Origin of the sequence: Acidovorax sp. (genome assembly GCF_027492855.1) — a bacterium.
In the GTDB taxonomy this organism is placed as follows: domain Bacteria; phylum Pseudomonadota; class Gammaproteobacteria; order Burkholderiales; family Burkholderiaceae_C; genus Acidovorax.
This window is the reverse complement of sequence record NZ_JAPUDY010000008.1, coordinates 101,513-128,278: the sequence shown is the minus strand read 5'-3', so window position 1 is coordinate 128,278 and position 26,766 is coordinate 101,513. Positions and strand designations below refer to the sequence as shown.

Sequence of the window (26,766 nt, the reverse complement as noted above, 5' to 3'; positions counted from 1 at the left end):
CAATTCTCCTTTGTAGTTTTAACAGGCGTTCAACTAAACGCCTTCCACGCACACCATGCGCATGACAGCCGCGCCTTCGCGGGCTGCCTTGGCTTTCTGGTATTCGGGTGTGTCGTAGAAGGCCCGCGCGGCCTCGAAGCTCGGGAACTTCAGGATCACGGTGCGGCCGGGATTCCAGTCGCCCTCCAGCACTTCGACCTTGCCGCCGCGCACGCACACTTCGGCGCCATGGGCCTGCATGGCCAGCGTGCTCCACTTGCGGTACTCCTCGTACTGCGTGGGGTTGGTGACGGTGACGGATGCGATGACGTAACCACTGCTCATGATGTCTCAGGCTCCAAAGTTGTTTTCGAGAAAACCGTTTTTCTTGGTGATGTCGTCGAGCGCCACCAGCGTTTCGAGCAACGCCTTCATGTGCTTGAGTGGCACGGCATTGGGTCCGTCCGACCACGCCTCGGCGGGCTTGGGATGGGTTTCCATGAACAGGCCCGCCACGCCTACGGCCACGCCAGCACGGGCCAGCACAGGCACCATGTCGCGCGCGCCGCCGCTCACGGCGCCCAGGCCGCCGGGCTTTTGCACCGAGTGGGTCACGTCAAACACCACCGGGGCGCCAGAGTTGCGCATCTCGGCCAGGCTGGTCATATCGGCCACAAGGTTGTTGTAGCCAAAGCTCACACCGCGCTCGCAGGCCAGAAAGCGGTCTTCCGAAAGACCGACTTCCTGCGCGGCAGCGCGGGCCTTGTCGATGACATTCTTCATGTCCCAGGGTGCGAGGAACTGGCCCTTTTTGATGTTCACCGGCTTGCCCGACTGCGCCACGGCGCGGATGAAATCCGTCTGGCGGCACAGGAAGGCGGGCGTTTGCAGTACGTCCACCACGCTGGCCACCTCGGCGATGTGCGAGGTGTCGTGCACGTCGGTCAGGATGGGTAATTGCAACTGGCGGCGCACTTCATCAAGGATCTTGAGGCCCGCATCCAGCCCCACGCCGCGCTGGCTGGTGCCGGATGAACGGTTGGCCTTGTCGAACGAGCCCTTGTAGATCAGCGAAATGCCCAAGGCGGTGCAGGTCTCCTTGAGCTGGCCTGCCACGTCGAGCGATATCTGCAAGCCTTCGATGGAGCAGGTGCCCGCGATCAGAAAGAAGCGTTGGTCGAGGCCGGCGTTGAATCCGCACAGTTGCATGGAGTGGCTCCTCAGGCTTTCGCCGCTTGCTGCTTGTGTTCAACCGCCGCCTTGATGAAGGCGTTGAACAGCGGGTGGCCGTCCCAGGGCGTGGACTTGAACTCGGGGTGGAACTGTACGCCGATGAACCAGGGGTGCACGTTGTGTGGCAGCTCCACGATTTCGGTGAGCTGCTCGCGTTGCGTCAGCGCCGAGATCACAAGGCCTGCCTTGCGCAACTGGTCCAGGTAGTTCACGTTGGCTTCGTAGCGGTGGCGGTGGCGCTCGGTCACCACGTCGCCATAGATGCCATGGGCCAGGGTGTTGGCCGACACGTCGGAGCTTTGGGCGCCCAGGCGCATGGTGCCGCCCAGGTCGGAGTTCTCGTCGCGCTTCTTGATGGTGCCATCGGCATCCTTCCACTCGGTGATCAGCGCGATCACGGGGTGGGGCGTGGTGGCGTCGAACTCGGTGCTGTTGGCGTTGGCCAGGCCCGCTACGTGGCGCGCGTATTCGATGGTGGCCACCTGCATGCCTAAGCAGATGCCCAGGTAGGGCACCTTGCGCTCGCGGGCAAACTGGGCGGTGGCGATTTTGCCTTCCACGCCGCGCGCACCGAACCCACCGGGCACCAGAATGGCGTCGTATTGGGCCAGCTTGGCCACCGCATCGGCGCTGTCGATGGTTTCGGAGTCGACATGGTCGATCTTCACGCGCACATGGTTGCGCATGCCCGCGTGGCGCAGCGCTTCGTTCACCGATTTGTAGCTGTCCGACAGATCCACATACTTGCCCACCATGGCGATGGTGACTTCGCCTTGCGGGTGCTCGGTTTCATACACCAGGTCGTCCCAGCGCTTGAGGCTGGTGGGGGGCGTGTTCAGGCGCAGCTTGTCGCAGATCAGGCCATCGAGGCCCTGCTCGTGCAGCATGCGGGGCACCTTGTAGATGGTGTCCACGTCCCACATGCTGATCACGCCCCATTCGGGAACGTTGGTGAATAGCGAGATCTTGGCGCGTTCTTCTTCGGGAATGCGGCGGTCGGCGCGGCACAGCAGGGCGTCGGCCTGAATGCCGATTTCGCGCAGCTTCTGCACGGTGTGCTGGGTGGGCTTGGTTTTGAGCTCGCCCGCTGCCGCAATCCAGGGCAGGTAGGTCAGGTGCACAAAGGCCGCGTTGTTCGGGCCCATGCGCAGGCTCATCTGGCGCACGGCTTCGAGGAAGGGCAGCGACTCGATGTCACCCACCGTGCCGCCGATTTCGACAATGGCCACATCCACGGCATCGGGCGTGCCGATACCGGCGCCGCGCTTGATGAATTCCTGGATTTCGTTGGTGACGTGGGGAATGACCTGCACGGTCTTGCCCAGGTAGTCGCCGCGGCGTTCCTTCTCCAGCACGGACTGGTAAATCTTGCCCGTGGTGAAGTTGTTGGTTTTTTTCATGCGCGTTTCGATGAAACGCTCATAGTGGCCCAGGTCGAGGTCGGTTTCTGCGCCGTCGTCGGTCACAAAAACCTCGCCGTGCTGGAACGGCGACATGGTGCCCGGATCTACGTTGATGTAGGGGTCAAGCTTGATGAGGGTGACTTTGAGTCCCCGCGATTCGAGGATCGCGGCAAGGGAGGCTGAGGCGATTCCCTTACCGAGGGAAGACACCACACCGCCGGTGACGAAGACAAATTTGGTCATGTCTTTTTTGGTGGTGGGAAATTGGGATTATAGATGGCACCCCGGAGATACCCCGGCCGGCGGGGTCACCCCCGTCTGCTAAATTCGCCCCATGAATGAGCTTGCTGGCAAACACATTGTTCTGGGTCTGAGCGGGGGCGTGGCTTGCTACAAGGCGGCCGACCTATGCCGCCAGCTCATCAAAGAGGGCGCCACCGTGCAGGTGGTGATGACCGAGGCGGCCGAGCGATTCATCACGCCGGTCACCATGCAGGCCTTGTCCGGCCGACCGGTGTATGGCTCGCAATGGGACGCTCGCGAGCCCAACAACATGCCCCACATCAACCTGAGCCGTGAGGCCGATGTGGTCCTGATCGCACCCTGTAGCGCCGATTTCATTGCGCGTCTGGTGCAGGGGCGGGCGGACGAACTGCTCAGCCTGTTGTGCCTGGCCCGCCCTGCGCAGCAGGTGCCTTTGCTGCTGGCGCCCGCCATGAACCGCGAAATGTGGGCCCATCCCGCCACCCGGCGCAACCTGGTCCAGGTGGCGCAAGATGGCGCCGTGGTGCTGGGTGTGGGCAACGGCGACCAAGCCTGTGGCGAAACGGGTGATGGCCGCATGCTGGAGCCTGCGGAACTGCTGGAAGAACTGATTGCCTTCTTTGCGCCCAAGGCCCTGGCGGGGCGCAAGGTGCTGGTGACGGCGGGGCCGACCTTCGAGGCCATCGACCCCGTTCGGGGCATCACCAATCTGTCGAGCGGAAAAATGGGTTTTGCTATTGCCCGTGCAGCCCGCGAAGCCGGTGCCGATGTCACCTTGGTGGCGGGGCCCGTGCATGTACCCACCCCGCGCGGGGTGCGCCGTGTGGATGTGCAGTCAGCCCAAGAGATGTTGACGGCGGTGGAGCGGCATGTGCAGGCGGCTTCGGTGTTCATCGCCACGGCTGCCGTGGCCGATTGGCGGCCCGCCAGCCAATCCTCCCAGAAGATCAAGAAGGACGGCTCGGGCCAGACGCCGACCCTGGACTTCGTGGAGAACCCTGACATTCTGGCCACGGTGGCCCGGTCGCCGCATGCCTTGCAGGGCGATCTGTTCTGCGTGGGGTTTGCGGCCGAGAGCCATGATTTGCTGGCCCACGCCACGGCCAAACGCGCGCGCAAAGGTGTGCCACTGCTGGTGGGCAATATCGGCCCGGCCACCTTCGGGCAGGACGACAATGCCCTGCTGCTGGTGGATGCTCAGGGGCACCGCGAATTGCCCCGTGCGTCCAAGCGGGTGCTGGCCCAACAGCTTGTGGCAGAGATTGCCGCACGTTTGCCGCCCGCGCGTTCCTGACGTCTGTCGTTGAGGGGAGGTGCTATGAATCCTGGTTCCATCAAGCCCGAATGGGACACTCCGCCCAACGGAGATTTTGCAAGCTATGTAGAACGCTTGACAGCGCCCAAGCCCGTGCGTGCTGCTCCCTCTGCCGCTTTGTTGGAGGCCGCAGTCCCGCCGCGCACCGCACAGAACAGGCCGGTGGCGAAGGGGCAGCAGGCGCTGCCGCCTGATCTGGGGCAAGTTTTGGCCCCATGGATGGGTGGTTTGCGCATCGTACGCGTCGTGTTGCTGGTTTTGATGGGGCTGCAGGGCGTGGCCTTGGCTCTGTGGGGGCGGGGCTCCATTGGTGGCTTGGTATTCGTTGGAATGGTGTGGTGGGTGCTTGGGTGGTTGCTGAATACGGCACCCAAGGTCCTCCAGATGCCAGGAGCCGCTGCCCGCACGGGGGCGGAATCCATTCAAGAGCGGCTGCGGCCAGCGGGCCAGCAGCGCAACACAGAGAGAAAGAAGAACTAAGTGATGAAGATTGACGTCAAGATTCTGGATGCGCGCATGGCGGATCAGTTGCCGACCTATGCCACACCGGGTAGCGCGGGCCTGGACCTGCGGGCCTGCCTCGATGCACCTTTGACCTTGCAGCCCAATGCATGGCAATTGGTGCCCACCGGTATTTCGGTTTTCATCAAGGACCCGGGCTACGCCGCGCTGATCCTGCCGCGCTCGGGCCTGGGCCACAAACACGGCATTGTGTTGGGCAACCTGGTGGGCCTGATCGACAGCGACTACCAAGGCCAGCTCATGGTGAGCGCCTGGAACCGCAGCGGCGTGGCCTTCACGCTGGAGCCCATGGAGCGCCTGGCCCAATTGGTCATCGTGCCGGTGGTGCAGGCGCAGTTCAATGTTGTTACCGAGTTTGCAGCCACGGAGCGGGGTGAGGGCGGGTACGGCTCGACAGGCAAGGCCTGAAGTGGAGCGTGGGGCCAGTTTGTAAGACGGCGCTTACCGTTCTGCGGGATTGTTACCGGCACGGTGTTGGCCAGTGTGTCTACGCGGCTGCACCCTTGCGCGTTGTTCCAATCAAGGTACAGGTACTGAGGCGCGTTCCTGCCCGCCTGGTGCTCTCCCTTCAAACTGGTCCTTGTGGCCAGCTCTCATGACTTCAGGAGATTGAAAATGCAGCGATTCACCCGTGCTTTTGCCGTAGCTGGCGTTGTGGTTCTGGCTGGTTCCTTGGCCGCATGCGGCCACAACCGGTCGGCGCCAGCGCCACAGTATTCCGGGGGCTATTCCGGTGGATACCAGACGGCGCCCGCTTACCCCAACAGCCCGGCAGGGACGGAGTACGGCCGCGTGTCCAACATCGAAGTACTGCAAGGACGCTCCGAGGGGCGCACGTCAGGTGCTGGCGCCGTGTTGGGCGCGGTGGTCGGTGGGGTTCTGGGCAACCAGGTGGGCAAGGGCTCGGGCCGTGTTGCCGCCACGGCGGTGGGCGCCATCGGCGGCGCCGTGGCAGGCAATGCCATCGAGGGGCGCAATAACCACGAATATGAGCAGGGCTATCGCCTGTCCATTCAATTGGACCACGGCGGCTACCGCGTGTACGACGTGAGCAGCCCTGGCGATTTGCGCATTGGCGACCGTGTGCGCCTGTACAACGGCCAGATTTCGCGGCTGTGACCTGAATAGCCGCGCTGCGACGGCTTGTGCGGGCGCTCTGATTTTGGTCAGAGCGCCCGTTTTTGCGTTGAAGGCTCAGTGCAGCAGCGAGTTGCCGGGCGCCTGGGGCTGCACGCGAAAGAAACCGGTGCCGGCTGTGCCACGGCCAATTTCTTCCTCGGTGGCTTCGCGCACGGCCTGCACCGTCAGTTGCAGGCGCAGCGCGATGCCCGCCAGCGGGTGGTTCCCGTCCAGCACCACATGCTCGGGGTAGATCTCGGCCACGGTGTACAGGGCGGTGCGCGGGGCGTCCGGGTTGCAGCCTTCGGGCAAGGCCATGCCGTCAAACGTCATACCCTCTTCGATTTCTGCGGGGAACAGCGTGCGCGGCTCCAGAAACAGCAATTGGTCGTTGAAGTCGCCAAAGGCATCCTCGGGCTCCAGGTGCAGCGCCAGCGTGGCGCCGGGGCCGTGGCCCTGCAGGGCCTCCTCGATGCGGGGCAGGAGATCATCGCCACCGACCAGGAATTCCACGGGCTCGTCGAGCACGTCAAGCTCCTCGCCCAGCGTGTCTTTCAAGACCCAGGTCAAAGCAACCACACATTGTTCAGTAATTTCCATAGGAGAATTGTCGCAGTTCGACCAACAGCCCTGCAAACGGGCAAAGTTTTTTCTCATGGATACCCAGCAACCCCTTACCCTGCTCGGCGGCCTAACCCCCGCGCAATTCATGCGCCGCCACTGGCAGAAGAAACCCCTGCTGGTGCGCCAGGCCATCCCGCAGTTTGCGCCGCCCGTGTTGCGATCCGAGCTGTTTGCGCTGGCGGCTGAGGAGGGGGTGGAGTCGCGGCTGGTGCAGTTGGTCAAAGGTGCGTGGAAACTGCGCCACGGGCCTTTCAGCCGCCGTGCGCTGCCCGCGTTGCAGCAGCCGGACTGGACCTTGCTGGTACAGGGCGTGGACCTGCACAACGACGCCGTGCATGCGCTGATGCAGCAGTTCCGTTTTGTGCCCGAGGCCCGGCTGGACGATCTCATGATCAGCTACGCCACCAACGGCGGCGGTGTGGGGCCACATTTCGACAGTTACGATGTCTTTTTGCTGCAGGCCCATGGCAAGCGGCGCTGGCGCATCGGCCGCCAGAAAGACCTGACGCTGCGCGACGATATTCCTCTGAAGGTGCTGGCGCAGTTCGAGCCTGAAGAAGAGCATGTGCTGGAGCCGGGCGACATGTTGTACTTGCCGCCGGGCTATGCCCACGACGGGATCGCCGAAGGCGAGTGCATGACGTATTCCATCGGCTTCAAGGTTCCGTCGCGCGCGGAGCTGGCACAAGAGCTACTGGTGCGTCTGGCGGAAGACGCGGGCGATGACGACAAGCCCTTGCTGTACCGCGACGCTGGCCAGGAGGCGGTGGCGCACCCGGCCGCTATTCCTGCAAAGCTGCACGGCTTTGCCCGCGAAGCACTCGCCCGTGCGCTGGCGCAACCCCTGGTGCTGGAGCGTGCACTGGGTGAATACCTCACCGAGCCCAAGTCGAACGTGTGGTTCGCGCCTGGCGATGCCGGGGTGATGCTGGAGGGCGTGCGCCTGGACCGCAAGAGCCGCATGATGTATGACGCGCAACACATCTTCATCAACGGCGAAAGTTATCGAGCATCAGGGCGCGACGCCACTCTGATGCGGCGCCTGGCCGACGAGCGCCAACTGACAGCGCGCGAGCTGGCCCGCGCCAGCGACGATGCGCTGGAGTTGCTTTCCTCGTGGTGCGACGCGGGCTGGGCCCATGTATGGGCAGACCGGGGCTGATCAGGAGACCGTGATGACTGACCTGGCCGCCGCCCCTGCCGAACCGTTGCGCAGTTTGCCCACCGGACGTTTTAGCGGTCGGGAAGTGTTTCAGCAGATGGTGCGTGATGCTTTTGCCACGGCTGCCAGAGACGGGTGGCAGGAGATATTCATCAGCGACGCCCATTTCCATGATTGGCCGCTGGGTGAGCGCGCTGTGGCCGAGGCGTTGCAGGACTGGGCCCGCAGTGGCCGACGGCTCACTATGCTGGCTTGCAGCTATGACGATGTGATTCGACGACACGCGCGGTTTGTGCGTTGGCGTGGCACCTGGGACCACATCATCACCTGCCGCCGCAGCCCGTCGGCCGACCCGCTGGACCTGCCCAGCGCGTTTTGGTCACCCCAATGGGTGATGCACCGGCTGGATCCGGAGCGCTGCGTGGGGGTGACGGGCAGCGAGCCCGATCGCAGGGTGCTGCTGCGTGAATCGCTCGATGAATGGGTGCGCAGCAAAAGCACGCCCGGTTTTCCCTCGACCACGCTGGGCCTGTAGCTGCTCACCTGTTCGCTGTCTGCGCGCCTGTGTTCGCCTGTGTGGCATGAGCAACATGTCATTGCACGCTTTGCGCAAAGCAAGCAGGTGTAAAGCTTTCGTCAGTGTTAGTCAGTATTGACTAAATATCAATATAATCCGCAGTTGCGCCAAAAACAGGTGCAAACCAAGTGCATTGTGCCAATGCGTATCTGGGCTTCGGTAAGCCTGACGCCGTGGCTTTTCAAGATTCTGTTGTCTCTCCAAATAGGAAAATCGAAATGAAGAACTCTCTCGTTCTGGCCGCCCTGATCGCTGCTGCTGCACTCGCCGCTTGTGGCAAGAAGGAAGAACCCGCTCCAGCACCAGCTCCCGCACCTGTGGAAGCCCCTGCCGCAGCCCCCGCTCCTGCAGAACCCGCCGCTCCTACTGCCTCCGACGCAACGGCTCCCGCCGCCGCGCCTGCTGCTGACGCTGCCGCTCCAGTTGTTGACGCCGCCAAGGCTGCTGCTGACGCAGCTGCCGCAGCCGCTACCGGCGCTGCTTCCGCGGCCAAGTAATTTGCTGCACGCCCTGGGTCGGTGTTCAGCCGGCCCATGCCAAGGCCCCGTACCGCAAGGTCGGGGCTTTTTTCATGGTGCATCCGGTAAGGGAGAAGCTTGCACTCTGCGCAAGGGCGTCAGCCCATGCGGGCAGGTGCAACAGCGCGTAGCACCCCGCGCTGCACTCCAATGAGTTTCACGCTCGCCCCATCGTGGAGTCCCAAAAGACTGACCACGACGGGCGGTGATTCAGGGAGAGGAAATTACTTCCAGAGCGCGCACTTGCTCTCGGCTTTGGTGGTGAACACCTGGTCGCCGGGCAGCTTCTTGACGAGCTTGTAGTAGTCCCAAGGCTTGGTGGATTCGGAAGGCTTCTTCACTTCCATCAAGTACATGTCGTGCACGTAACGGCCGTCGGCGCGGATCTGGCCCGAACCGAAGAAGTCGTCCATCTTCATGCCGCGCCAGGTGGCCATGACCTTGTCGGCGTCCACCGTCTTGGCGGCTTCCACGGCCTTGAGGTAGTTCATGGCGGCGGAGTAGTCAGCCGCCTGAATTTCGGAAGGCATGCGCTTGGTCTTCTCGAAGAAGCGGGCCGCGAACTTGCGGGTTTCGTCATTCAGATCCCAGTACCAGCTGGTGGTGAACTGAAGGCCTTCGGTGCTGCGCAGGCCCAGGCTGTGCACGTCGGTGATGAAGACCAGCAGGCCGGTGACCCTCATGCTCTTGTTGATGCCGAATTCCTTGGCGGCCTTGATGGCGTTGATGGTGTCACCACCGGCGGTGGCCAGACCCAGCACCTGTGCCTTGGAGCTTTGTGCCTGCAACAGGAAGGACGAGAAGTCAGACGCATTCAGCGGATGGCGCACGGAGCCCAACACGGTGCCGCCCTTGGCCTTGACCACTGCACTGGTGTCGGCTTCGAGGGCGTGGCCGAAGGCGTAGTCTGCAGTCAGGAAGTACCAGCTTTTGCCGCCGGTATCCACAACCGCCGAGCCCGTGCCCTTGGCCAGTGCGACGGTATCGTAGGCGTAGTGCACGGTGTAGGGCGTGCATTGCTCGTTGGTCAATGCCGAGCTGGCTGCTGCATTGTTGATGTAGATGCGCTTCTTCTCGGCAGCCACCTTCACAGACGCCAGCGCCGTGCCGGAGTTGGAGCCGCCAAACAGCAGGGTCACCCCTTGGGTGTCGATCCACTCGCGGGCCTTCGAGGCTGCAATGTCGGCCTTGTTTTGATGGTCAGCGGTGAGCAGTTCGATGGGCATGCCCAGCACTTTGCCGCCGAAATCGTCAATGGCCATCTGAATGGCCACGGCGCCGTTTTTGCCTTCTACGTCGGCATACAGGCTGGACATGTCGGTGATGAACCCGATCTTGAGTTTGTCCTGTGCGTGCGCAGCCGAGGTGGCCAGGCCCGCGGCGCCCAGCATCAGCGCCAGTGCTTTGAGTTGTTTCTTCATGGGTTTGTCTCCTGAGGGTGTCGTGAAAGAAAACGAAGGAAAACGAACATTGCCGACTGGATAGGCCCGCCCTAGTCGCACGGCAACCCATTGGGTATGAGCGGTGTGGCTGCGATGTCCAGCGTGCTGACTGCCCTGGGGCAGATGTTCAACGCCACCTCAGCCAGCAGCTGTATGGCGCTCAAGGCAGTCAAGCCCCTGCTTTTTTTGGTTTGACTTGTGGTCTCCAAAATGACGTCGCTCATAAGACTGGAATCTCTCGGCAAGAGGTGTACGGGGTTCTCCATCCACCGTTCATTGCGTACGCGCAAGGAACAGCGGCAAGGGAATCCTATCGACGCTGGAGGATTGATTCGTGAATTCTTGTGGCTTGCATGATTTCGAAAATCATGAGAAAAGAAGGGGCACTTGGGTATTCGCGGGACGTTGCGTGAGAGAGGTGCAAGCGGGTCGCGCGCTTGCATCGCAAAGGCATTGGCGCGTTGCAGATAGTTGGGTGGACCGGGCTGTGCCCCGGTCTGACATCAAGGCTGCGCGCGGCCTTGGCGCAGGCCTCATACGCAATCTGGCATCTCTGCAGACAAGCGCGAAAAAATATCCGAGTCAGTGCCCGTTCACACGTTGCCAGTTCGTGCCATGGACTGGATCGGCCACGGCGATGGCCTCTAATGCCCACCCCAGTGCGTCTGCCAGGGCCTGTTGCGCCAGGCTCGGGGTGTTGTTCCTGGCGCTCAGGTGCGCTGCCACCACATGCCGCAGGCCTGCGTGCTGCACGGCCCGCAGAATCTCTGCCGTGGCTGCATTGGCGAGGTGACCATAAGGGCCTGCGACCCGGCGTTTGAGAAATGGCGGGTAGCGTGAGGCCTGCAGCATGTTGGGGTCGTGATTGGCCTCGATCATGAGCGCGTGGCAGCCATGCAGTTGTTGCAACACATGGGTGCTGGCATGCCCGAGGTCAGTCAGGACGGCCAGGTGGGCCGCCCCATCGGAACACCGCAGTTGCAGGGGCTCTCGTGCATCGTGCGGCACCGTGAAGGGCAGTGCCTGGAAGGTGCCCAGATCAATGCCTTGCATGTCGTGCGCCATGCGCAGCAGCCCGTCAAAATCAGGGGCGCCCAGGGCGGCATGGGTGCCTTCGCTCATCCACACAGGGATGCGGTAGCGCACCGCCAGCGCCTGTGCGCAGCCGATGTGGTCGGAATGCTCGTGGGTGATGAAGACGGCGTCGAGGTCTTCGGGCTGTAGCTCGGCCTTAGCCAGCCGGGCTTGCAGTTGGCGGACGCCGAAGCCACAGTCGATCAGCAGTCGGTGCACCTGTGTGCCGCTGCGGCCTTCGACGATGGTGGCGTTGCCCGTGCTGCCACTGCCCAGATTCTTGAAGCGCAGCATGGAATGGTGGCAGCCGGAAAAAACACACCCTGCCGGGGGCTTGGAGCCCTGGGCAGGGTGGTGTGCTGGCGTTTTGCCTGTTCTCTTTGGCTGTTACTTCAGGTCGTCGGTGATCACGCGCACGATGCGTTCGGCGTTGGCCGATGCTTCGGGGGCTCCGGCTTCGTTGAGCACCGATACCGTGGTGGACTGGCCTTCGCTGCGCACGACGATGCGGTACTTCAGCGGTGGCGTTGCGGCCGCAGAGCTGTTGAACAGCTTGCCGAAGAAACCAGGCTCCTTCTTGTCGGTATTGGGGGCCACGTAGCGCACAAAGTAGGTGCCTTCGTTGCGGTTGCGGTCTTCCACCGTGAAGCCGGTGCGGTCCAGCGCCAGGCCTACGCGGCGCCATGCGCGGTCAAAGCCCTCGTCGATCTGGACCACGGGCACGTTGTTGACCGTGGCCATGCGGGCCGTTTGCGCGCGTGGGGCGGGGACGGCGGCGATGGCCTTGGATTGCTCCTGGCTCACGCCCAGCTTGACCATGAGGCGGCGCAGGAATTCGGTTTCCAGCTCGGGGTCGGAGGGGCGGGGTTGCCAGACCGTGCTGTCCTTGGACACATTGCCGTAAACCTCGATCAGCCCGCGGTGGGTGATGTAGATCTCGGTGCCGCCATTGGCATTGCGCTCCAGGCGGGTGCGGAACTTGTCGCGCTCACCGGTGGAGTACAGCGAATCCAGGAGCTTGCCGACGGTGGCACGGATGAAGTCCTGCGGCAGTTTGGCGCGGTTCTCGGCCCAGTCGGTTTCCATGATGCCCACGTTGACCTCGGCCTGGGCCAGGTTGAATCCGTTTTCCTGCCAGAAGTCGCGCACGGGCTCCCACAGTTTGTCGGCGGGGCGGTTGACCACCAGCCAGCGCTGGTTGCCGTCGCGCTCGATGCGCACGTCGCCCAGTTGCACGGCAGCGGCATTGGCCGTGCTCGACGGCTGGGCCGCCTGGCCGGCCTGCATGGCGGCGGCCGAAACGGTGCCCCCAGGGACGGTGTAGCGGGAGTCGCGCGAGAGTTGGGTCAGGTCCGGAGGGACTTCCAGGGTCGAGCCCTTGGCGGCGCTCTTGTAGTCGATCTTGTCGCCTTCCAGGGTGGAGCAGGCAGACAGGGCCATGGCGAGGGCCAACAGGCTCAGGCGGGTGGTAGCAGCTTTCACGCGGAAATCCTCGAAGTGTCTCAGGGAGCCGGGCGCGGCCCGGATTAGATCAGGCCGCTGGTGCGCAGCGCGGATTCGACGATGGCTTCATTGCCGCTGGACAGCGGTGTCATGGGCAGGCGCATGGTGCCGCCACACAGGCCCATGCGGGCCATGGCCCACTTGACCGGGATGGGGTTGGCTTCGACGAACAGGTTTTTGTGCACGGGCATCAGTTGGAACTGGATGTCCATGGCGCGGCGGGTATCACCCGCCAGGGCGGCCACGCACAGCTCATGCATCAGGCGCGGGGCCACGTTGGCCGTCACGCTGATGTTGCCGTGGCCGCCGCACAGCATCAAGGCGATGGCGGTCGGGTCATCGCCCGAGTACACGGCGAAGCCCTTGGGCACGTCGCGGATGAGCCATTGGGCGCGTTCGATGTTGCCGGTGGCTTCTTTGATGCCGATCACGCCGGGCACCTGGGCCAGGCGCAGCACGGTGTCGTGCTGCATATCGGCCACTGAGCGGCCGGGCACGTTGTAGAGCACGACGGGCAGGTCGCCCGTGGCTTCCGCAATGGCCTTGAAGTGTTGGTACTGGCCCTCTTGTGTGGGCTTGTTGTAGTAGGGCACGACCTGGAGCTGGCTGTCAGCCCCCACGCCGCGCGCGAACTTGGCCAGCTCGATGGCCTCGGCCGTGGAGTTGGCGCCGCAGCCGGCCATGATGGGCACGCGCTTGGCCGATTGCTCGACCGCCACGCGGATGATCTCGCAGTGTTCTTCGACGTTGACCGTGGGCGACTCGCCCGTGGTGCCCACCACGCCGATGCAGTCGGTGCCTTCGGCGATATGCCAGTCGATCAGTTTGCGCAGGGCGGGGTAGTCCACGCTACCGTCCTCGTGCATGGGGGTGACGAGGGCGACGATGCTGCCGGTAAGGGGCACGGAAGAAGAGGTCATGTCCGCAGTGATAAACGGTAAAAGAGCATTCTAACTAGCCGCGATGGACAAAAGATGCCGTGAGGGCCCACCAGGCTGCGAGAGTTCCCGCACGGCCGTGATGCGTTGCACGAAACGCGCGGGTTCGTCCAGGAACCCGTCCTCGTAGGCCACCACCCGCAGGCCCTGGCAGGCAGCCAGCAATTCACCGGGCGCGAGCAGGAATTCAGGGCGCGCGGGGCGCCCCACGGTTTCGTTGCCCTGGGCAAAGGTTTCGTAGATCAGCACGCCGCCGGGCGCCACGCTGGCCACGATGGTGGGCAGCAGCGGGCGCCACAGGTAGTGGGTGACCACCACGGCGCCGAACTGCTGGCCGGCAAAAGGCCAGGGGCCGTTCTCGATGTCGGCGCAGACCATCTCGCCCAGCCCGGCGCAGGCCGCAATGGCTTCGGCCGAGCGGTCGACGCCCACCACCGGGTGCCCCTGGCCGTGCAGCCAGCGCAAATGGCGGCCCGCGCCACAGGCCACGTCCAGCGCGGTGCTGCCAGGGGGGATCAGGTGGGTCCAGCGGCGGACCCATTCGGAAGGGGCTTCGGTTCCATGCATGATGCTATTAAATATATAGCTGCTAGCGCTTATTCATCAAGCGCTAGAGGCCAAAAAAGGCTTGAAAACCTGATGGGAGGGTCAGAAACACGCCCACATCTGGTCGGCCAGCATCACCATGAACTCGGGCACCGTGTACATGCCAAACACCACCAGGCACAGCAGCACGGCCACGGCCCAGCCCAGCCAGCGCAGGGCGCGTGGCACGGGTTTGGGGGGCCGGGGGCTGCTGGGGTGCATGGCGGGTGGGTCAGGCAGGCTGCGGTGTTTTGCGGGAGATGGGGTTTTCCTTGACGGGCAGGTTCACCAGCCCGGCAAACACGCCCAGGCCGATGGCGATGTACCAGACGATATCGTAATTGCCCGTGGCGTCATACAGATACCCGCCCAGCCACACGCCCAGGAAGCTGCCGATCTGGTGGCTGAAGAACACGAAGCCGCCCAGCATCGAGAGGTGCTGCACGCCAAAAATCTGCGCAATGGTTGCGTTGGTGGGCGGGATGGTGGACAGCCACAGCGTGCCCATCACCGCCGAGAAGACGTACACCGACAGTGGCGACAGCGGCACGATCAAAAACACGGTGATCGCTACGGCGCGGGCAAAGTAGATGAACGCCAGGATGTACCGCTTGGGCATGCGCTGGCCCAGCGTGCCCGCAAAGTAGGTGCCGAACACGTTGAACAGGCCGATCAGCGCCAGCGCATAGCTGGCCACCTGGGGCGAGAGACCATGGTCCTTGAGGTAGCTGGGCATGTGCACCCCGATGAACACCACCTGGAAGCCGCACACAAAATAGCCCGCCATCAGCAGGTTGAAGCTGGGGTAGCGGAACGCCTCGCCGAGTGCCTGCACCACGGTCTGCTCGCGCTTGGGCGGCGCGGCGCCCTTGAACCCCGGCTCGCGCAGGCCAAAGGCCAGGGGCACGATCAGCAGCACCGCCATCGACAGCGCCAAAAGCGCCTGCTGCCAGCCCAGGCCCGCAATGAGCCAGCCTTCCACCGGCACCATCAAAAACTGGCCGAACGAGCCCGCGGCCGCCGCCACCCCCATGGCCCAGGAGCGGCGCTCGGGCGCAATCTGCCGCCCCAGCACGCCGTAGATCACGGCATAGGTGGTGCCCGCCTGCGCAGCGCCGATGAGCACGCCCGCCGTCAGTGCAAACAGCGTGGGCGTGGGCGACAGCGCCATGCCCGCCAGGCCCAGGCCGTAGAGCACCGCGCAGCCGATGAGCACGCGGAAAGCGCCGAACCGGTCGGCCACCATGCCCGCAAAGATCCCGATCAGGCCCCAGGAGAGGTTCTGGATGGCGATGGCCAGCGCGAACGACTGGCGCGTCCAGCCCATCTCTTGTGTGATGGGCAGCAGCCACAGGCCAAAGCCGTGGCGAATGCCCATGGACAGGGTCACGATGGCGGCGCCACACGCAAGCACCTGGAACATGGACAGTTTGGGGGAATTCGTATGCATGCGCAGGAATGTAGCGAGATTGCATGAAACGCGCTGATACACAGGTGACCAATACAGTTGCCAGCAGGGGCAGCCTTGTGGGGCTGGTTATATATCCAGCTATTGCTGCGCTGCCGCACTACAATCCGCCGCTATGTCTGCCAAACCGTCTTCTGCTTCCGTCAGTAGTGAATATTCCGAAGGCTCGATCCGCGTGCTCAAGGGCCTGGAGCCCGTCAAGCAGCGCCCGGGCATGTACACCCGCACCGACAACCCCCTGCACATCATCCAGGAGGTGCTCGACAACGCTGCCGACGAGGCGCTGGCCGGGTACGGCAAAAAAATCCGCGTCACGCTGCACGCCGACGGCTCGGTAGGCGTGGAGGACGACGGGCGCGGCATTCCATTTGGTATGCACCCCGAAGAGAACGCGCCGGTGATCGAACTGGTCTTCACCCGCCTGCACGCGGGCGGCAAGTTCGACAAAGGCAAGGGCGGTGCCTACAGCTTCTCGGGCGGCTTGCACGGCGTGGGCGTGAGCGTGACCAACGCCCTGGCCACACGGCTGGAGGCCACCAGCTACCGCGAGGGCAAGGTGGCGCGGCTCGTGTTCTCGGCGGGCGATGTGATCGAGCCGTTGGTGGCCCGCCCCTTGGAGGCAGGTGAGCGCAAGCAGGGCACCTCGGTGCGCGTGTGGCCCGACGCCAAGTATTTCGAGTCGAGCGCGCTGCCCATGGGCGAGCTCACCCACCTGCTGCGCAGCAAGGCCGTGCTCATGCCGGGCGTGACGGTGCAGCTCGTCAACGAAAAGACCCGCGACGCGCAGACCTGGCAGTACAAGGGCGGCCTGCGCGACTACCTGATGCAGACGCTCAACGGCGACCCGGTGATCCCGCTGTTTGAAGGCGAGGGTTTTGCCGACCGCAACAACGAGAGTTTTGCCGAGGGCGAGGGCGCATCGTGGTGTGTGGCCTTCACCGAAGACGGCCAGCCCGTGCGCGAAAGTTATGTCAACCTGATCCCCACCAGTGCGGGCGGCACCCACGAAAGTGGCCTGCGCGACGGCCTGTTCAACGCCGTCAAGAGCTTTATCGAGCTGCACAGTCTTTTACCGAAGGGCGTGAAGCTGCTGCCCGAGGACGTGTTCGCGCGCGCCAGCTATGTCCTTTCCGCCAAGGTGCTCGACCCGCAGTTCCAGGGCCAGATCAAGGAGCGCCTGAACTCGCGCGACGCGGTGCGGCTGGTCAGCGGCTTTGTGCGCCCCGCGCTTGAACTCTGGCTCAACCAGCATGTCGAATACGGCAAGAAGCTGGCCGAGCTGGCCATCAAGGCCGCCCAGACCCGCCAGAAAGCCGGGCAGAAGGTTGAAAAGCGCAAGGGCTCGGGCGTGGCCGTGCTGCCTGGCAAGCTCACTGACTGCGAAAGCAAGGACATCGCCCATAACGAAGTCTTTTTGGTCGAAGGCGACTCCGCCGGCGGCAGCGCCAAGATGGGCCGCGACAAGGAAAGCCAGGCCATCCTGCCGCTGCGCGGCAAGGTGCTCAACACCTGGGAGGTGGAGCGTGACCGCCTGTTCGCCAACAACGAAATCCACGACATCTCGGTGGCCATCGGCGTCGATCCGCATGGCCCCAACGACACGCCGGATCTGAGCGGCCTGCGCTACGGCAAGGTCTGCATCCTGTCCGACGCCGACGTGGACGGCTCACACATCCAGGTGCTGCTGCTCACGCTGTTTTTCCGCCATTTCCCCAAACTCATCGAGGCCGGCCATATCTATGTGGCGCGCCCGCCGCTGTTCCGCGTGGATGTGCCCGCGCGTGGCAAGAAGCCCGCCGCCAAGATGTATGCGTTGGACGATGGCGAGCTGACCGCCATCCTCGATAAATGCGCCAAGGACGGCGTGCCCAAAGAGAAGTGCCAGATCAGCCGCTTCAAGGGCCTGGGCGAGATGAACGCCGAGCAACTGTGGGAAACCACGCTCAACCCCGACACCCGCCGCCTGCTGCCCGTGCAACTGGGCGACATGGACTTTGCCGCCACCGAAGGCCTCATCACCAAGCTCATGGGCAAGGGCGAAGCCGCCGCGCGTCGCGAGCTGATGGAACTGCACGGCGATGCGGTGGAGATCGACATCTAAGCTATGCAGAAAAAAGGCGGCTGGCGCTTATCCTTTATTGGTTTGCTGCTATGTTTTGTGCAGCAAGGTGCCCGTGCGGACCTGTGGGCCCATGTGGACGAGCGCGGGGTGACACATTTTGCTGCCGAGCAGGTGGACGCGCGCTATCAGCTGTTTTTCAGGGGCAACGACTTCGACTCCACCCGTGAACCGGCCCATGCCGCGCCCAGGCCCTACGCGCTGCCTGCGGCGGGTGCGCGCCTGCTGGCCTTTTTCGACATTGCGCCTGACTACAAGCGCGTCAAGCACCACCTGCGCGCGGCCTCCAGCCAACATGGTGTGGACTATGAATTGCTGCAGGCCGTGATCGCCACCGAATCCGGCTTTGACGCCACTGCCGTGTCGCCCAAGGGCGCCGTGGGTCTGATGCAGGTGATGCCCGCCACGGCCAACCGATTTGGCGTGAGCGCGGACGCCAGGCGCACGGTGGAGCAAAAACTGGCCGACCCGGCCGTGAACGTGCCCACCGGCACCCGCTACCTGCGCTACCTGATCGACCTGTTTCCCGGCCGCCTGGACCTGGCCGTGGCGGCCTACAACGCCGGTGAGGGCGCGGTGCAGCGCGCGGGCAACCAGATTCCGGCCTTCAAGGAAACGCAAAACTACGTGCGCACCGTGATGGGCCTGTACACCCAACTCAAGCCGCCTGCCCCCGTGCTGGCGCAGCGCGCCGTGCCCGGCCGCGTGCGCATGGAGCTGTCGGGCGGTGCGCAGAACCGGGGCAACCTGCCGCCCACCCGCGTGGCGCAGACAAGCACACCGGGCGCCCCCCAGAACGCGAATCAAGAAACCGTAAGCAACGAATGAGCGACCAACCCACTCTCGATTTCACTACCGCAGGCGATGACGGGGGCGATTCCCTGGGCCTGGCGGGTTATGCCCAGCGCGCCTACCTCGAATATGCGCTGTCGGTCGTCAAGGGCCGTGCGCTGCCCGATGTGTGCGATGGCCTCAAACCCGTGCAGCGGCGCATTCTGTATTCGATGGAGCGCATGGGCCTGTCCTACAGCGGCCCTACACGCAACACGGCGGCCAAGCCCGTCAAGAGCGCCCGCGTGGTGGGCGATGTTCTTGGCAAGTACCACCCGCACGGCGACACCGCCGCCTATGACGCAATGGTGCGCATGGCGCAAGACTTTGCCCAGCGCTACCCGCTGATCGACGGCCAGGGCAACTTCGGCAGCCGCGACGGCGACGGCGCCGCCGCCATGCGGTACACCGAGGCGCGCCTGTCGCGCATCACCAGCCTGCTGCTCGACGAGATCGACGAGGGCACGGTCGACTTTATCCCTAACTACGACGGTTCCGAACAGGAACCGCGCCAGTTGCCCGCGCGCCTGCCGTTTGCGCTGCTCAACGGCGCCAGCGGCATCGCCGTGGGCCTGGCCACCGAAATCCCCAGCCACAACCTGCGCGAGATCGCCGATGCCTGCGTGGCGCTGATCAAGACGCCCTCGCTGAGCCAGGAAGACCTGCTGGCCCTGGTGCCCGGCCCGGACTACCCCGGCGGCGGTCAGATCATCAGCAGCCCCGGCGATATTGCCGACGCCTATCGCACGGGCCGGGGCAGCCTCAAGGTGCGCGCGCGCTGGAAGATCGAAGAACTCGCACGCGGCCAGTGGCAACTGGTGGTCAACGAACTGCCACCGGGCGTGAGCACGCAGAGGGTGCTGGAGGAGATCGAAGAGATCACCAACCCCAAGGTCAAGGCGGGCAAGAAGGCGCTCTCGCAAGACCAGACGCAACTGAAGGCCAGCATGCTGGCCGTGCTGGACGTGGTGCGCGATGAATCCAGCAAGGATGCGCCCGTGCGCCTGGTGTTCGAGCCCAAAACGGGCAAGACCCCGCAGCAGGAGCTGATCACCGCGCTGCTGGCCCACACCAGCCTGGAGACCTCGGCGCCGATCAACCTCACCATGGTGGGCCTGGATGGCAAGCCCACGCAGAAGTCGCTGCGGCTGATGCTGGAGGAGTGGATCGCCTTCCGCCAGACCACCATCACCCGCCGCACGCAGCATCGTCTGAACAAGGTGCTGGACCGCATCCACATCCTCGAAGGGCGGCAGTTAGTGCTGCTCAACATCGACGAGGTGATCGCCATCATCCGCCAGGCCGAAGAGCCCAAGGCGGCGCTGATTGCGCGCTTCAACCTCAGCGACCGGCAGGCCGAAGACATCCTCGAAATCCGCCTGCGCCAACTGGCGCGCCTTGAAGCGATCAAGATCGAGCAAGAACTGAAGGACCTGCGCGAGAGCCAGGGCAAGCTCGAAGACATTTTGAACAACCCCGGCTCGTTGCGTCGCACCATGGTCAAGGAGATCGAGGCCGATGCCAAGACCTTTGCCGATGCGCGCCGCACGCTGATCCAGGCCGAGAAAAAGGCCGTGGCCGAAGTCAAGGTGGTGGACGAACCCGTCACGGTGATCGTCTCGGAAAAAGGCTGGGTGCGTGCCCGTACCGGCCATGGCCACGAGGCCGCCAGCTTTGCCTTCAAGGCGGGCGACGGCCTGTATGGCACGTTCGAGTGCCGCACGGTCGATACCCTGCTGGCCTTTGGCAGCAACGGCCGCGTCTATTCGGTGGCCGTGTCGCTGTTGCCCGGCGCGCGCGGCGACGGCCAGCCGGTGACCACGCTCATTGAGCTGGAAGCAGGCACGCAGTTGCTGCACTACTTTGCAGGCCCGGCCAATGCCACGCTGTTGTTGTCCAACTCGGGGGGCTACGGCTTTCTGGCGGCGGTCGAGAACATGGTGTCGCGCCAGAAGGGCGGCAAGGCCTTTCTTACGCTGGGTGAGGGCGAAACCGTGTGTGTGCCTTCGCACGCCGCGGGCACCACGGGCAGCAAGCCGGTGCCGCCTGCCACGCATGTGGCCTGTGCGTCCACGGGCGGGCGCATTCTCACGTTCGAGATTGCCGAGCTCAAAACCATGGCCAATGGCGGCCGGGGGCTGATGCTGATCGACCTGGAGGACAAGGACCAGCTCGCGGGCGCTGCCGCTTACACGCGCAGCATTTGCCTCGACGGAGTTGGCCGGGGTGGCAAGGTTCGTGATGAGACGCTGGAGATCCGCTCGCTCAACAATGCCCGCGCCGCGCGGGGCCGCAAGGGCAAGGCGGCGGATCTGGGCTTCAAGCCCAATGCGGTGACGCGGGTGGAGTAAAAAAGACGGGAGGGGCTGGCGGGGCTATTTGCCCGCCGCCCCGAGGCGGTCAACCGCCCCAGACCATGCCAAGGGTGTCTTGCGCAGAGCAGAAGACATCGAACCGATCAGCAGCGGTTCGCAGCCTTGTTCAGCGCGTTGCATGAGGCCGCTGCGGCAGCGGGTGTTGCGCCCTTACCGACCATGGGCGTGCAGATGGCGTCCGAATTTGGCGTCTGGCCGAACGTCATGGCTTTTTGGAACCCTGTTGCCGAGTACATGTAGCACTGGTAGGTGACGCCGTCGGTGGTGTTGGCGGTGTAGTTGATGCGCCCGCCGGTTTCGGTGCTCTTGTTGGCAATGGTGAAGGCGCCCACAGCGCGGCCAATGGCCACCGAGGTGCGCTGCTCCAGGCCCTCCTGGGTGATGGTGGCTGCGCAACCGGACAGGCCCAGTGCGATAAGAACGGTGGCGCCAAGGAGCTTGCGGTGGAGCGTGCGAGTGGTCATGCGATGCGTGCCTTTGAAAAATGGATGCCCGCCAGTGTCATGGCTTCGCCGTTGCCTGAGAACCCGACCAAAGGAGGGTGTCGCTGATGCGCGCATGGCGGGCAGAGAACGGCAGTAGGGGCACTATTTCGACAAGGCTCTGCGCCCGTGCGCCGACCGGCTTTGAGAGGGCGGGGTCGCCAACGTGACGCCTTTACGAAGCCTCGGGGCTGCCGGCAATAGGGTCATCCCCGAGCTTTGCATTGAAATTTGTGCATTGGGGGGAAAATGTCAGAAACATTTATTCACAAACCCAAGACTTCAGGAGGCAACGATGCCCAACAATCTTCGGATGGCCCACAAGCTCTGGATGGCCGTGATTCTGATCGTGGCCATGCTGGTGGCGGTGGTGGGTTTTGCCGCATACCGGTCGGCCAAGGTGCAGGCCGAGTCCGATGCAGCCTCCAAGGAGATGGAGTCGCACGTGCAAGCGGCGCTGCGTTGGTCCGGCCTGACCGAAACCAACGCGGCGAGAACCCAGGCGCTCATCGTCAGCAACGACCCGGCGGTGGAGGCCGAGTTCAAAGACGACATCGCAGCCACGTCGGCCCAGATCAGCGAGGTGCAGAAGTCGCTGGAGGCCATGGTCCTGTCGGAGGCCGACAGGCAGCAGATGGCCAAGATCGCCGCAGCGCGCAAGACGATGATCGACCTGCGTGGCGAGGCCCGCAAACTCAAGAGCGACGGGCAGCACGAGCAGGCAGTGACGCTGATTGACCAGAAGTACAACCCGTCGGTGGCGGCTTATATCGGCACGCTGCGCGATTTTGTGCAGCAACAGCGGCAAGGCGCTGAAGACCTCCAAAAGCGCATGGCTGCCGAGCGCTTGTTCACGGTCAAGATTGCAGCCACCGCCGTGGGGCTGTTGCTGCTGGCGATCATTGTGGGGGCCTACTACCTGATCGACAGCATCCGGCGGCCGCTTGCGCAGGCCAACGAACTGGCCGAGCGCATTGCGGGCGGTGATTTGAGCATGCAGGGGGCGGTGACACGGGGTGACGAGTTCGGTGACCTCTTGCGCTCGCTGTACGGCATGAGCGGCGCGCTGGGCCGCATGGTGCACCAGGTGCGGCAGAGCACAGACAGCATCGCCATCGCCAGCGCCGAGATCGCCACCGGCAACCACGACCTGTCGGCGCGCACCGAGCAGACGTCCAGCAATCTGCAGGAGACGGCCGCCGCCATGGAGGAGTTCACCAGCACCATCCAGCAAAGCGCGGGCAGTGCCCAGCAGGCCAGCAGCCTGGCGGCGAGCGCCACCGGGGTTGCGCGCCGGGGTGGCGAGGTGGTGACCAAAGTGGTGGCCACGATGGAAGACATCAACCACAGCAGCAAGAAGATCGCCGACATCATCGGTGTGATCGACAGCATTGCGTTTCAGACCAACATCCTGGCGCTCAATGCCGCCGTGGAGGCCGCGCGCGCGGGCGAGCAAGGCCGTGGGTTTGCGGTGGTTGCGTCCGAGGTGCGCAGCCTGGCCCAGCGCAGCGCAGAAGCTGCCAAGGAGATCAAGCAACTCATCAGCGCTTCGGTCGAGAAGGTTGAAGTCGGTTCGCGGCTGGTGTCGGATGCGGGCGCCACCATGACGGACATCGTACAGTCGGTGCAACGGGTGACCGACATGATCAGCGAAATCACCACTGCTTCGTCCGAGCAAAGCGCGGGGGTGTCCCAGGTCAATCAGGCCATTGGCAATCTGGACCAGATGACCCAGCAAAACGCCGCGTTGGTCGAAGAAAGCGCAGCCGCCGCGCAAAGCCTGCGGGAGCAGGCGGACCACCTTGCGCAGGTGGTGGCGATGTTCAAGGTCAACGCGGCCGCCAGTCGCGGATCTGCTCAGGTCGCCATTGGGATGGCAGGCAGCGCCTAGGCACGGTAAAAAAGAAAGGCATCCGCTGCGGGTGCCGCTTCTTCAGCGCCAACAAAAACGCCCCGCAAGCGCAAGCCTGCGGGGCGTTTTTGATAGGGATGGAGCGGGGTTGTTCAGGCCAGCTCAGCGATCAGTTCGATCTCCACACAGGCTCCCATGGGGATCTGCGCTACGCCGAAGGCGCTGCGGGCGTGCACGCCCTTGTCGCCAAACACCTGGCCCAGCAGTTCGCTGGCGCCGTTGGTCACCAGGTGCTGCTCGGTGAAGTCGCCGGTGGAGTTGACGAGGCTCATCACCTTCACGATGCGCTGGATGCGGTTCAGGTCACCGCCGGTGGCTGCATGCAGCGTGCCCAGCAGGTCGATGGCCACGGCGCGTGCGGCCAGCTTGCCTTCTTCGGTGGCGATGTTCTTGCCGAATTGCGCCGCCCAGGGCTTGCCGTCCTTGCGGGCGATGTGGCCGGAGAGGAACACCAGGTTGCCCGTTTGCACATAGGGCACGTAGGCGGCGGCAGGCACCGACACGGGGGGCAGGGTAATGTTGAGTTCTTTCAACTTGTCGTAAACGCTCATGGTCTTCCTCGGAATGAATGGGGGATGGATGGCGGGGCACAACACGGATGCGGTCGGCCCCTCAGCCGGGTGGGGATAAGTGTTACACAGCAGTGTGCGCCGAATCCATCCACCCTCCATGCCAGCGCCGCATTAGCATCAGCCCATGCCCGCCATAAGCGCTCCTAATGCCGCCACGCTGTCCGGCGCTCCGGCGATGGCGCCTCTGGCGTCTTGGCAAGTGCCTGCCGTGCTGCTGGGGGTGGTTGCGGGGGCAGCGCTGCAGTTGCAGCAGCCTGCGCTGTGGAGCACAGAGGTGTATGCCGCCCTGCTGTGCGCGGCGTTGGTGGTGGGCTGCTGTGCGATGGCGCTTGCACGGCCACGCTGGGCATGGCGCTGGGCCCGCTGGGCGGTGGCCGTCACGACCGCATTGGCGCTGGGCGCTGGCGCCCTGGCCATGTTCGCGGCCAGCGGCCTGCGGGCGGTGGCCTACCTGCAGCAGCGCCTGGACCCTGTGCTGGAAGGGCAAGACATCCGCGTGACCGGGGTCGTGTCGGCCATGCCGCAGTCCAACGAAGCGGGCACCCGGCTGCGCCTGGCGGTGCAGGCGGCGCACCTGAAAGGCGCGCCTGTTGATGTGCCACCCCAGATCGAGGTGGCCTGGTACGGCGGGGCATTTCGCGACGCGGGCGATGCGCTTGATCTGCAGCGCCTGCCGCCCCCCATGCGGGCGGGCGAGCGCTGGAGCCTGACGGTGCGCCTGAAGGCGCCGCACGGCCTGCGCAACCCCCATGGGTTCGACTTTGAGCTGTGGGCGTGGGAGCAGGGCGTTCAGGCCAACGGCTATGTGCGCGCAGGCCCCAAGGACGAACCCCCGGTGCGCCTGGCCACCACCTGGCAGCACCCGGTGGAGCAATGGCGCCAGGCTGTGCGCGATGCCATTCTGGACCGGCTCGGGCGCGGTGCTCAGGATGCCGACGACCCAGGGCGTGCGCGCATCGCGGGCGTGGTGGCGGCCTTGGTCACGGGCGACCAACGCGCCATCGACCGGGCGGACTGGGATGTGTTTCGCGCCACGGGCGTGGCCCACCTCATGAGTATTTCCGGCTTGCATATCACGCTGTTTGCCTGGCTGGCGGCCTGGGTAGTGCGCAGCCTGTGGCGGCGCTCTGCACGCCTGTGCCTGGCAGTGCCCGCGCCGTCGGCCGCGCTGGTGGCTGGGGTGGTGCTGGCGGCGGCCTATGCGTTCTTCAGCGGCTGGGGTGTGCCTGCACAGCGCACCGTCACCATGCTGGGCGTGGTGGCCTTGCTGCAGCTGAGCGGGCGGCGCTGGCCCTGGCCCCAGGTGTGGCTGCTGGCCTGCGCGGCCGTGGTGGTGCTGGACCCCTGGGCTCTGGCGCAGGCGGGCTTCTGGCTGAGCTTTGTGGCCGTGGGGGTGTTGTTTGCTACTAATCCGATAGCTGGTAGCGCTTATGGATCAAGCGCTAGAGGCCATTTTTACTCTTTGCTTCGTGAGCAATGGGTGGTGACCCTTGCGCTCACGCCCCTGGGGTTGTTGCTGTTTGGCCAGGTATCGCTGGTGGGTTTTGTGGCCAACCTGGTGGCGATCCCCTGGGTCACGCTGGTGGTCACGCCGCTGGCGCTGGGTGGTGTGTTGTGGGCCCCGCTGTGGAGCCTGGCGGCGCTCAGCCTGCAGCCATTGGCGGCGCTGCTGCAATGGCTGGCCCAGTGGCCTTGGGCGGTGGTTTTTTTGCCCGCAGCGCCTTTGTGGGCCGGGGTGGCAGCCGTGGCCGGTGGTGCGCTGCTGGCCATGCGGCTGCCGTGGCGCGTGCGGCTGCTGGCGCTGCCTTTGTTGTTGCCTGTGTTCTGGTGGCAGCCTGCGCGGCCTGCCGTGGGGCAGTTCGAGTTGTTGGCGGCCGACATCGGCCAGGGCAATGCGGTGCTGGTGCGTACGGTCACCCACACGCTGCTGTACGACGCGGGCCCGCGCTTCAGCCGCGAGAGCGATGCGGGCCACCGCGTGTTGGTGCCGCTCTTGCGTGCGCTGGGCGAGCGGGTGGATGTGCTCATGCTCAGCCACCGTGACGCCGACCACACGGGCGGCGCGGCGGCGGTGCTGGCCCAGCAGCCCCAGGCCACGCTCACCGGCTCCATCGAGGCAGAACACGCCCTGCAGGCTTTGCGCCCGGCCAAGCCCTGCCTGGCCGGGCAGCGCTGGGAGTGGGACGGCGTGGCCTTTGAAGTGCTGCACCCCATGGCGGGCGACGACGCCCCGGCGCCCCGTGCGCCACGGCCCAATGCCTTGAGCTGCGTGCTGCGCATCGTGGCGGCCGGGCCCGGTGCGCCGGTGGCTTTGCTGGTGGGAGACATCGAGGCCCCGCAGGAGCAGGCCCTGGTGGCGCGGGGCGCTGCGTTGCAGGCAGATTGGCTGCTGGTGCCGCACCACGGCAGCAAGACATCTTCATCGCCCGCGCTGCTGGAGGCTGTGCGGCCGCGCACTGCTTTGGTGCAGGCCGGGTACCGCAACCGGTTCGGACACCCGGCCCCCGAGGTATTGCAGCGCTACCGCGAGCGTGGCATCCAGGTCGTGGAGTCTTCACGCTGCGGGGCGGCCACCTGGTCTTCGTTGCAGCCAGCAGCGGTGGGGTGCGAGCGCGACACCCGCCGACGGTACTGGCAGCACAGCATGGTGCCACGGAGCGATTGAGTTGGGGCGGATGGCGCAGTGCTCTCAGGGGCTGTTGCGAAATGGGCGGGCGCGCAACTTGCTATCCTGTCTGCAGGAGGCACG

25 protein-coding genes are annotated in these 26,766 nt (G+C 64.6%); 12 read left to right on the top strand and 13 right to left on the bottom strand.

Annotated features, from left to right (window positions below; all coding sequences use genetic code 11):
• Window positions 1-33: 33 nt before the first annotated feature.
• The 3 genes from Q0105_RS01470 to Q0105_RS01460 are packed head-to-tail and all read right to left on the bottom strand — an operon-like array spanning window position 34 to window position 2,858.
• Window positions 34-324, bottom strand: coding sequence for a DUF1330 domain-containing protein (locus Q0105_RS01470; RefSeq protein WP_298207993.1), 291 nt, complete (start codon window positions 322-324; stop codon window positions 34-36).
• A 6-nt stretch (window positions 325-330) separates the two neighbouring features.
• Entirely contained in the window at window positions 331-1,188 is an 858-nt protein-coding gene (kdsA, locus tag Q0105_RS01465; protein WP_298207990.1) for a 3-deoxy-8-phosphooctulonate synthase, read from the bottom strand.
• Window positions 1,189-1,199: 11 nt separating this feature from the next.
• Window positions 1,200-2,858 (bottom strand): CTP synthase, encoded by a 1,659-nt coding sequence (locus Q0105_RS01460; RefSeq protein ID WP_298207988.1) that lies wholly within the window; start codon window positions 2,856-2,858, stop codon window positions 1,200-1,202.
• A gap of 91 nt (window positions 2,859-2,949) precedes the next feature.
• Between Q0105_RS01460 and coaBC the strand changes: the two genes are divergently transcribed.
• The 4 genes from coaBC (at window position 2,950) to Q0105_RS01440 (ending at window position 5,835) form a co-directional block, all read left to right on the top strand.
• Entirely contained in the window at window positions 2,950-4,173 is a 1,224-nt protein-coding gene (coaBC, locus tag Q0105_RS01455) for a bifunctional phosphopantothenoylcysteine decarboxylase/phosphopantothenate--cysteine ligase CoaBC (protein WP_298207986.1), read from the top strand.
• Between the two features lie 24 nt (window positions 4,174-4,197).
• Window positions 4,198-4,674, top strand: coding sequence for a hypothetical protein (locus tag Q0105_RS01450; protein WP_298207984.1), 477 nt, complete (start codon window positions 4,198-4,200; stop codon window positions 4,672-4,674).
• A 3-nt stretch (window positions 4,675-4,677) separates the two neighbouring features.
• Window positions 4,678-5,124: a dUTP diphosphatase gene (gene dut, locus Q0105_RS01445; RefSeq protein WP_298207982.1), complete on the top strand. Its 447-nt coding sequence runs from the start codon at window positions 4,678-4,680 to the stop codon at window positions 5,122-5,124.
• Window positions 5,125-5,331: 207 nt separating this feature from the next.
• On the top strand, window positions 5,332-5,835 hold the full coding sequence (locus tag Q0105_RS01440; protein ID WP_298207980.1) for a glycine zipper 2TM domain-containing protein: 504 nt from the start codon (window positions 5,332-5,334) through the stop codon (window positions 5,833-5,835).
• 75 nt (window positions 5,836-5,910) lie between these two features.
• Here the strand turns inward: Q0105_RS01440 and Q0105_RS01435 are convergent, their stop codons facing one another.
• The gene (locus tag Q0105_RS01435; protein WP_298207978.1) at window positions 5,911-6,435 is read right to left on the bottom strand and encodes a peptidylprolyl isomerase; all 525 of its coding nucleotides are present in this window, start codon (window positions 6,433-6,435) and stop codon (window positions 5,911-5,913) included.
• A 55-nt stretch (window positions 6,436-6,490) separates the two neighbouring features.
• Between Q0105_RS01435 and Q0105_RS01430 the strand changes: the two genes are divergently transcribed.
• The 3 genes from Q0105_RS01430 (at window position 6,491) to Q0105_RS01420 (ending at window position 8,695) form a co-directional block, all read left to right on the top strand.
• The gene (locus Q0105_RS01430; protein WP_298207977.1) at window positions 6,491-7,621 is read left to right on the top strand and encodes a cupin domain-containing protein; all 1,131 of its coding nucleotides are present in this window, start codon (window positions 6,491-6,493) and stop codon (window positions 7,619-7,621) included.
• A 13-nt stretch (window positions 7,622-7,634) separates the two neighbouring features.
• Window positions 7,635-8,156, top strand: a complete 522-nt coding sequence (locus Q0105_RS01425; RefSeq protein ID WP_298207974.1) for a hypothetical protein — start codon at window positions 7,635-7,637, stop codon at window positions 8,154-8,156.
• A gap of 260 nt (window positions 8,157-8,416) precedes the next feature.
• Window positions 8,417-8,695 carry a hypothetical protein gene (locus Q0105_RS01420; protein ID WP_298207972.1) on the top strand — a complete coding sequence of 93 codons (279 nt, stop codon included), beginning with the start codon at window positions 8,417-8,419 and terminating at the stop codon, window positions 8,693-8,695.
• A gap of 245 nt (window positions 8,696-8,940) precedes the next feature.
• Here Q0105_RS01420 and Q0105_RS01415 read toward each other — a convergent pair whose 3' ends face one another.
• The 7 genes from Q0105_RS01415 to Q0105_RS01385 form a co-directional block, all read right to left on the bottom strand.
• Window positions 8,941-10,137 carry an ABC transporter substrate-binding protein gene (locus Q0105_RS01415; RefSeq protein ID WP_298207970.1) on the bottom strand — a complete coding sequence of 399 codons (1,197 nt, stop codon included), beginning with the start codon at window positions 10,135-10,137 and terminating at the stop codon, window positions 8,941-8,943.
• A 603-nt stretch (window positions 10,138-10,740) separates the two neighbouring features.
• The gene (locus tag Q0105_RS01410) at window positions 10,741-11,526 is read right to left on the bottom strand and encodes an MBL fold metallo-hydrolase (protein WP_298207968.1); all 786 of its coding nucleotides are present in this window, start codon (window positions 11,524-11,526) and stop codon (window positions 10,741-10,743) included.
• Between the two features lie 93 nt (window positions 11,527-11,619).
• Window positions 11,620-12,714 (bottom strand): outer membrane protein assembly factor BamC, encoded by a 1,095-nt coding sequence (bamC, locus tag Q0105_RS01405; protein ID WP_298207966.1) that lies wholly within the window; start codon window positions 12,712-12,714, stop codon window positions 11,620-11,622.
• Between the two features lie 44 nt (window positions 12,715-12,758).
• Window positions 12,759-13,655 (bottom strand): 4-hydroxy-tetrahydrodipicolinate synthase, encoded by an 897-nt coding sequence (gene dapA / locus Q0105_RS01400; RefSeq protein WP_298207964.1) that lies wholly within the window; start codon window positions 13,653-13,655, stop codon window positions 12,759-12,761.
• Window positions 13,656-13,685: 30 nt separating this feature from the next.
• On the bottom strand, window positions 13,686-14,240 hold the full coding sequence (locus Q0105_RS01395) for a class I SAM-dependent methyltransferase (RefSeq protein ID WP_298207962.1): 555 nt from the start codon (window positions 14,238-14,240) through the stop codon (window positions 13,686-13,688).
• 81 nt (window positions 14,241-14,321) lie between these two features.
• Entirely contained in the window at window positions 14,322-14,480 is a 159-nt protein-coding gene (locus tag Q0105_RS01390; protein WP_298207959.1) for a hypothetical protein, read from the bottom strand.
• A gap of 10 nt (window positions 14,481-14,490) precedes the next feature.
• A complete protein-coding gene (locus Q0105_RS01385; RefSeq protein WP_298207957.1) occupies window positions 14,491-15,708 on the bottom strand; it encodes an MFS transporter in 1,218 nt (405 codons plus the stop codon).
• A gap of 133 nt (window positions 15,709-15,841) precedes the next feature.
• Between Q0105_RS01385 and Q0105_RS01380 the strand changes: the two genes are divergently transcribed.
• The 3 genes from Q0105_RS01380 to parC are packed head-to-tail and all read left to right on the top strand — an operon-like array spanning window position 15,842 to window position 21,027.
• The gene (locus Q0105_RS01380; RefSeq protein ID WP_298207954.1) at window positions 15,842-17,827 is read left to right on the top strand and encodes a DNA topoisomerase IV subunit B; all 1,986 of its coding nucleotides are present in this window, start codon (window positions 15,842-15,844) and stop codon (window positions 17,825-17,827) included.
• 3 nt (window positions 17,828-17,830) lie between these two features.
• Entirely contained in the window at window positions 17,831-18,673 is an 843-nt protein-coding gene (locus Q0105_RS01375; protein WP_298207952.1) for a lytic transglycosylase domain-containing protein, read from the top strand.
• Window positions 18,670-21,027 (top strand): DNA topoisomerase IV subunit A, encoded by a 2,358-nt coding sequence (gene parC, locus Q0105_RS01370; RefSeq protein ID WP_298207950.1) that lies wholly within the window; start codon window positions 18,670-18,672, stop codon window positions 21,025-21,027. Before Q0105_RS01375 ends, parC begins: the two co-directional genes overlap by 4 nt.
• A gap of 107 nt (window positions 21,028-21,134) precedes the next feature.
• Here the strand turns inward: parC and Q0105_RS01365 are convergent, their stop codons facing one another.
• Window positions 21,135-21,515 carry a hypothetical protein gene (locus tag Q0105_RS01365; RefSeq protein WP_298207948.1) on the bottom strand — a complete coding sequence of 127 codons (381 nt, stop codon included), beginning with the start codon at window positions 21,513-21,515 and terminating at the stop codon, window positions 21,135-21,137.
• 313 nt (window positions 21,516-21,828) lie between these two features.
• Here Q0105_RS01365 and Q0105_RS01360 point away from each other — a divergent pair, with 313 nt between their 5' ends.
• A complete protein-coding gene (locus Q0105_RS01360) occupies window positions 21,829-23,424 on the top strand; it encodes a methyl-accepting chemotaxis protein (protein ID WP_298207946.1) in 1,596 nt (531 codons plus the stop codon).
• A gap of 113 nt (window positions 23,425-23,537) precedes the next feature.
• Here Q0105_RS01360 and Q0105_RS01355 read toward each other — a convergent pair whose 3' ends face one another.
• Complete coding sequence (locus Q0105_RS01355) at window positions 23,538-23,996, bottom strand: RidA family protein (protein ID WP_298207944.1); 459 nt, start codon at window positions 23,994-23,996, stop codon at window positions 23,538-23,540.
• A 196-nt stretch (window positions 23,997-24,192) separates the two neighbouring features.
• Between Q0105_RS01355 and Q0105_RS01350 the strand changes: the two genes are divergently transcribed.
• Window positions 24,193-26,682 (top strand): DNA internalization-related competence protein ComEC/Rec2, encoded by a 2,490-nt coding sequence (locus tag Q0105_RS01350; protein WP_298208398.1) that lies wholly within the window; start codon window positions 24,193-24,195, stop codon window positions 26,680-26,682.
• Window positions 26,683-26,766 lie beyond the last annotated feature (84 nt).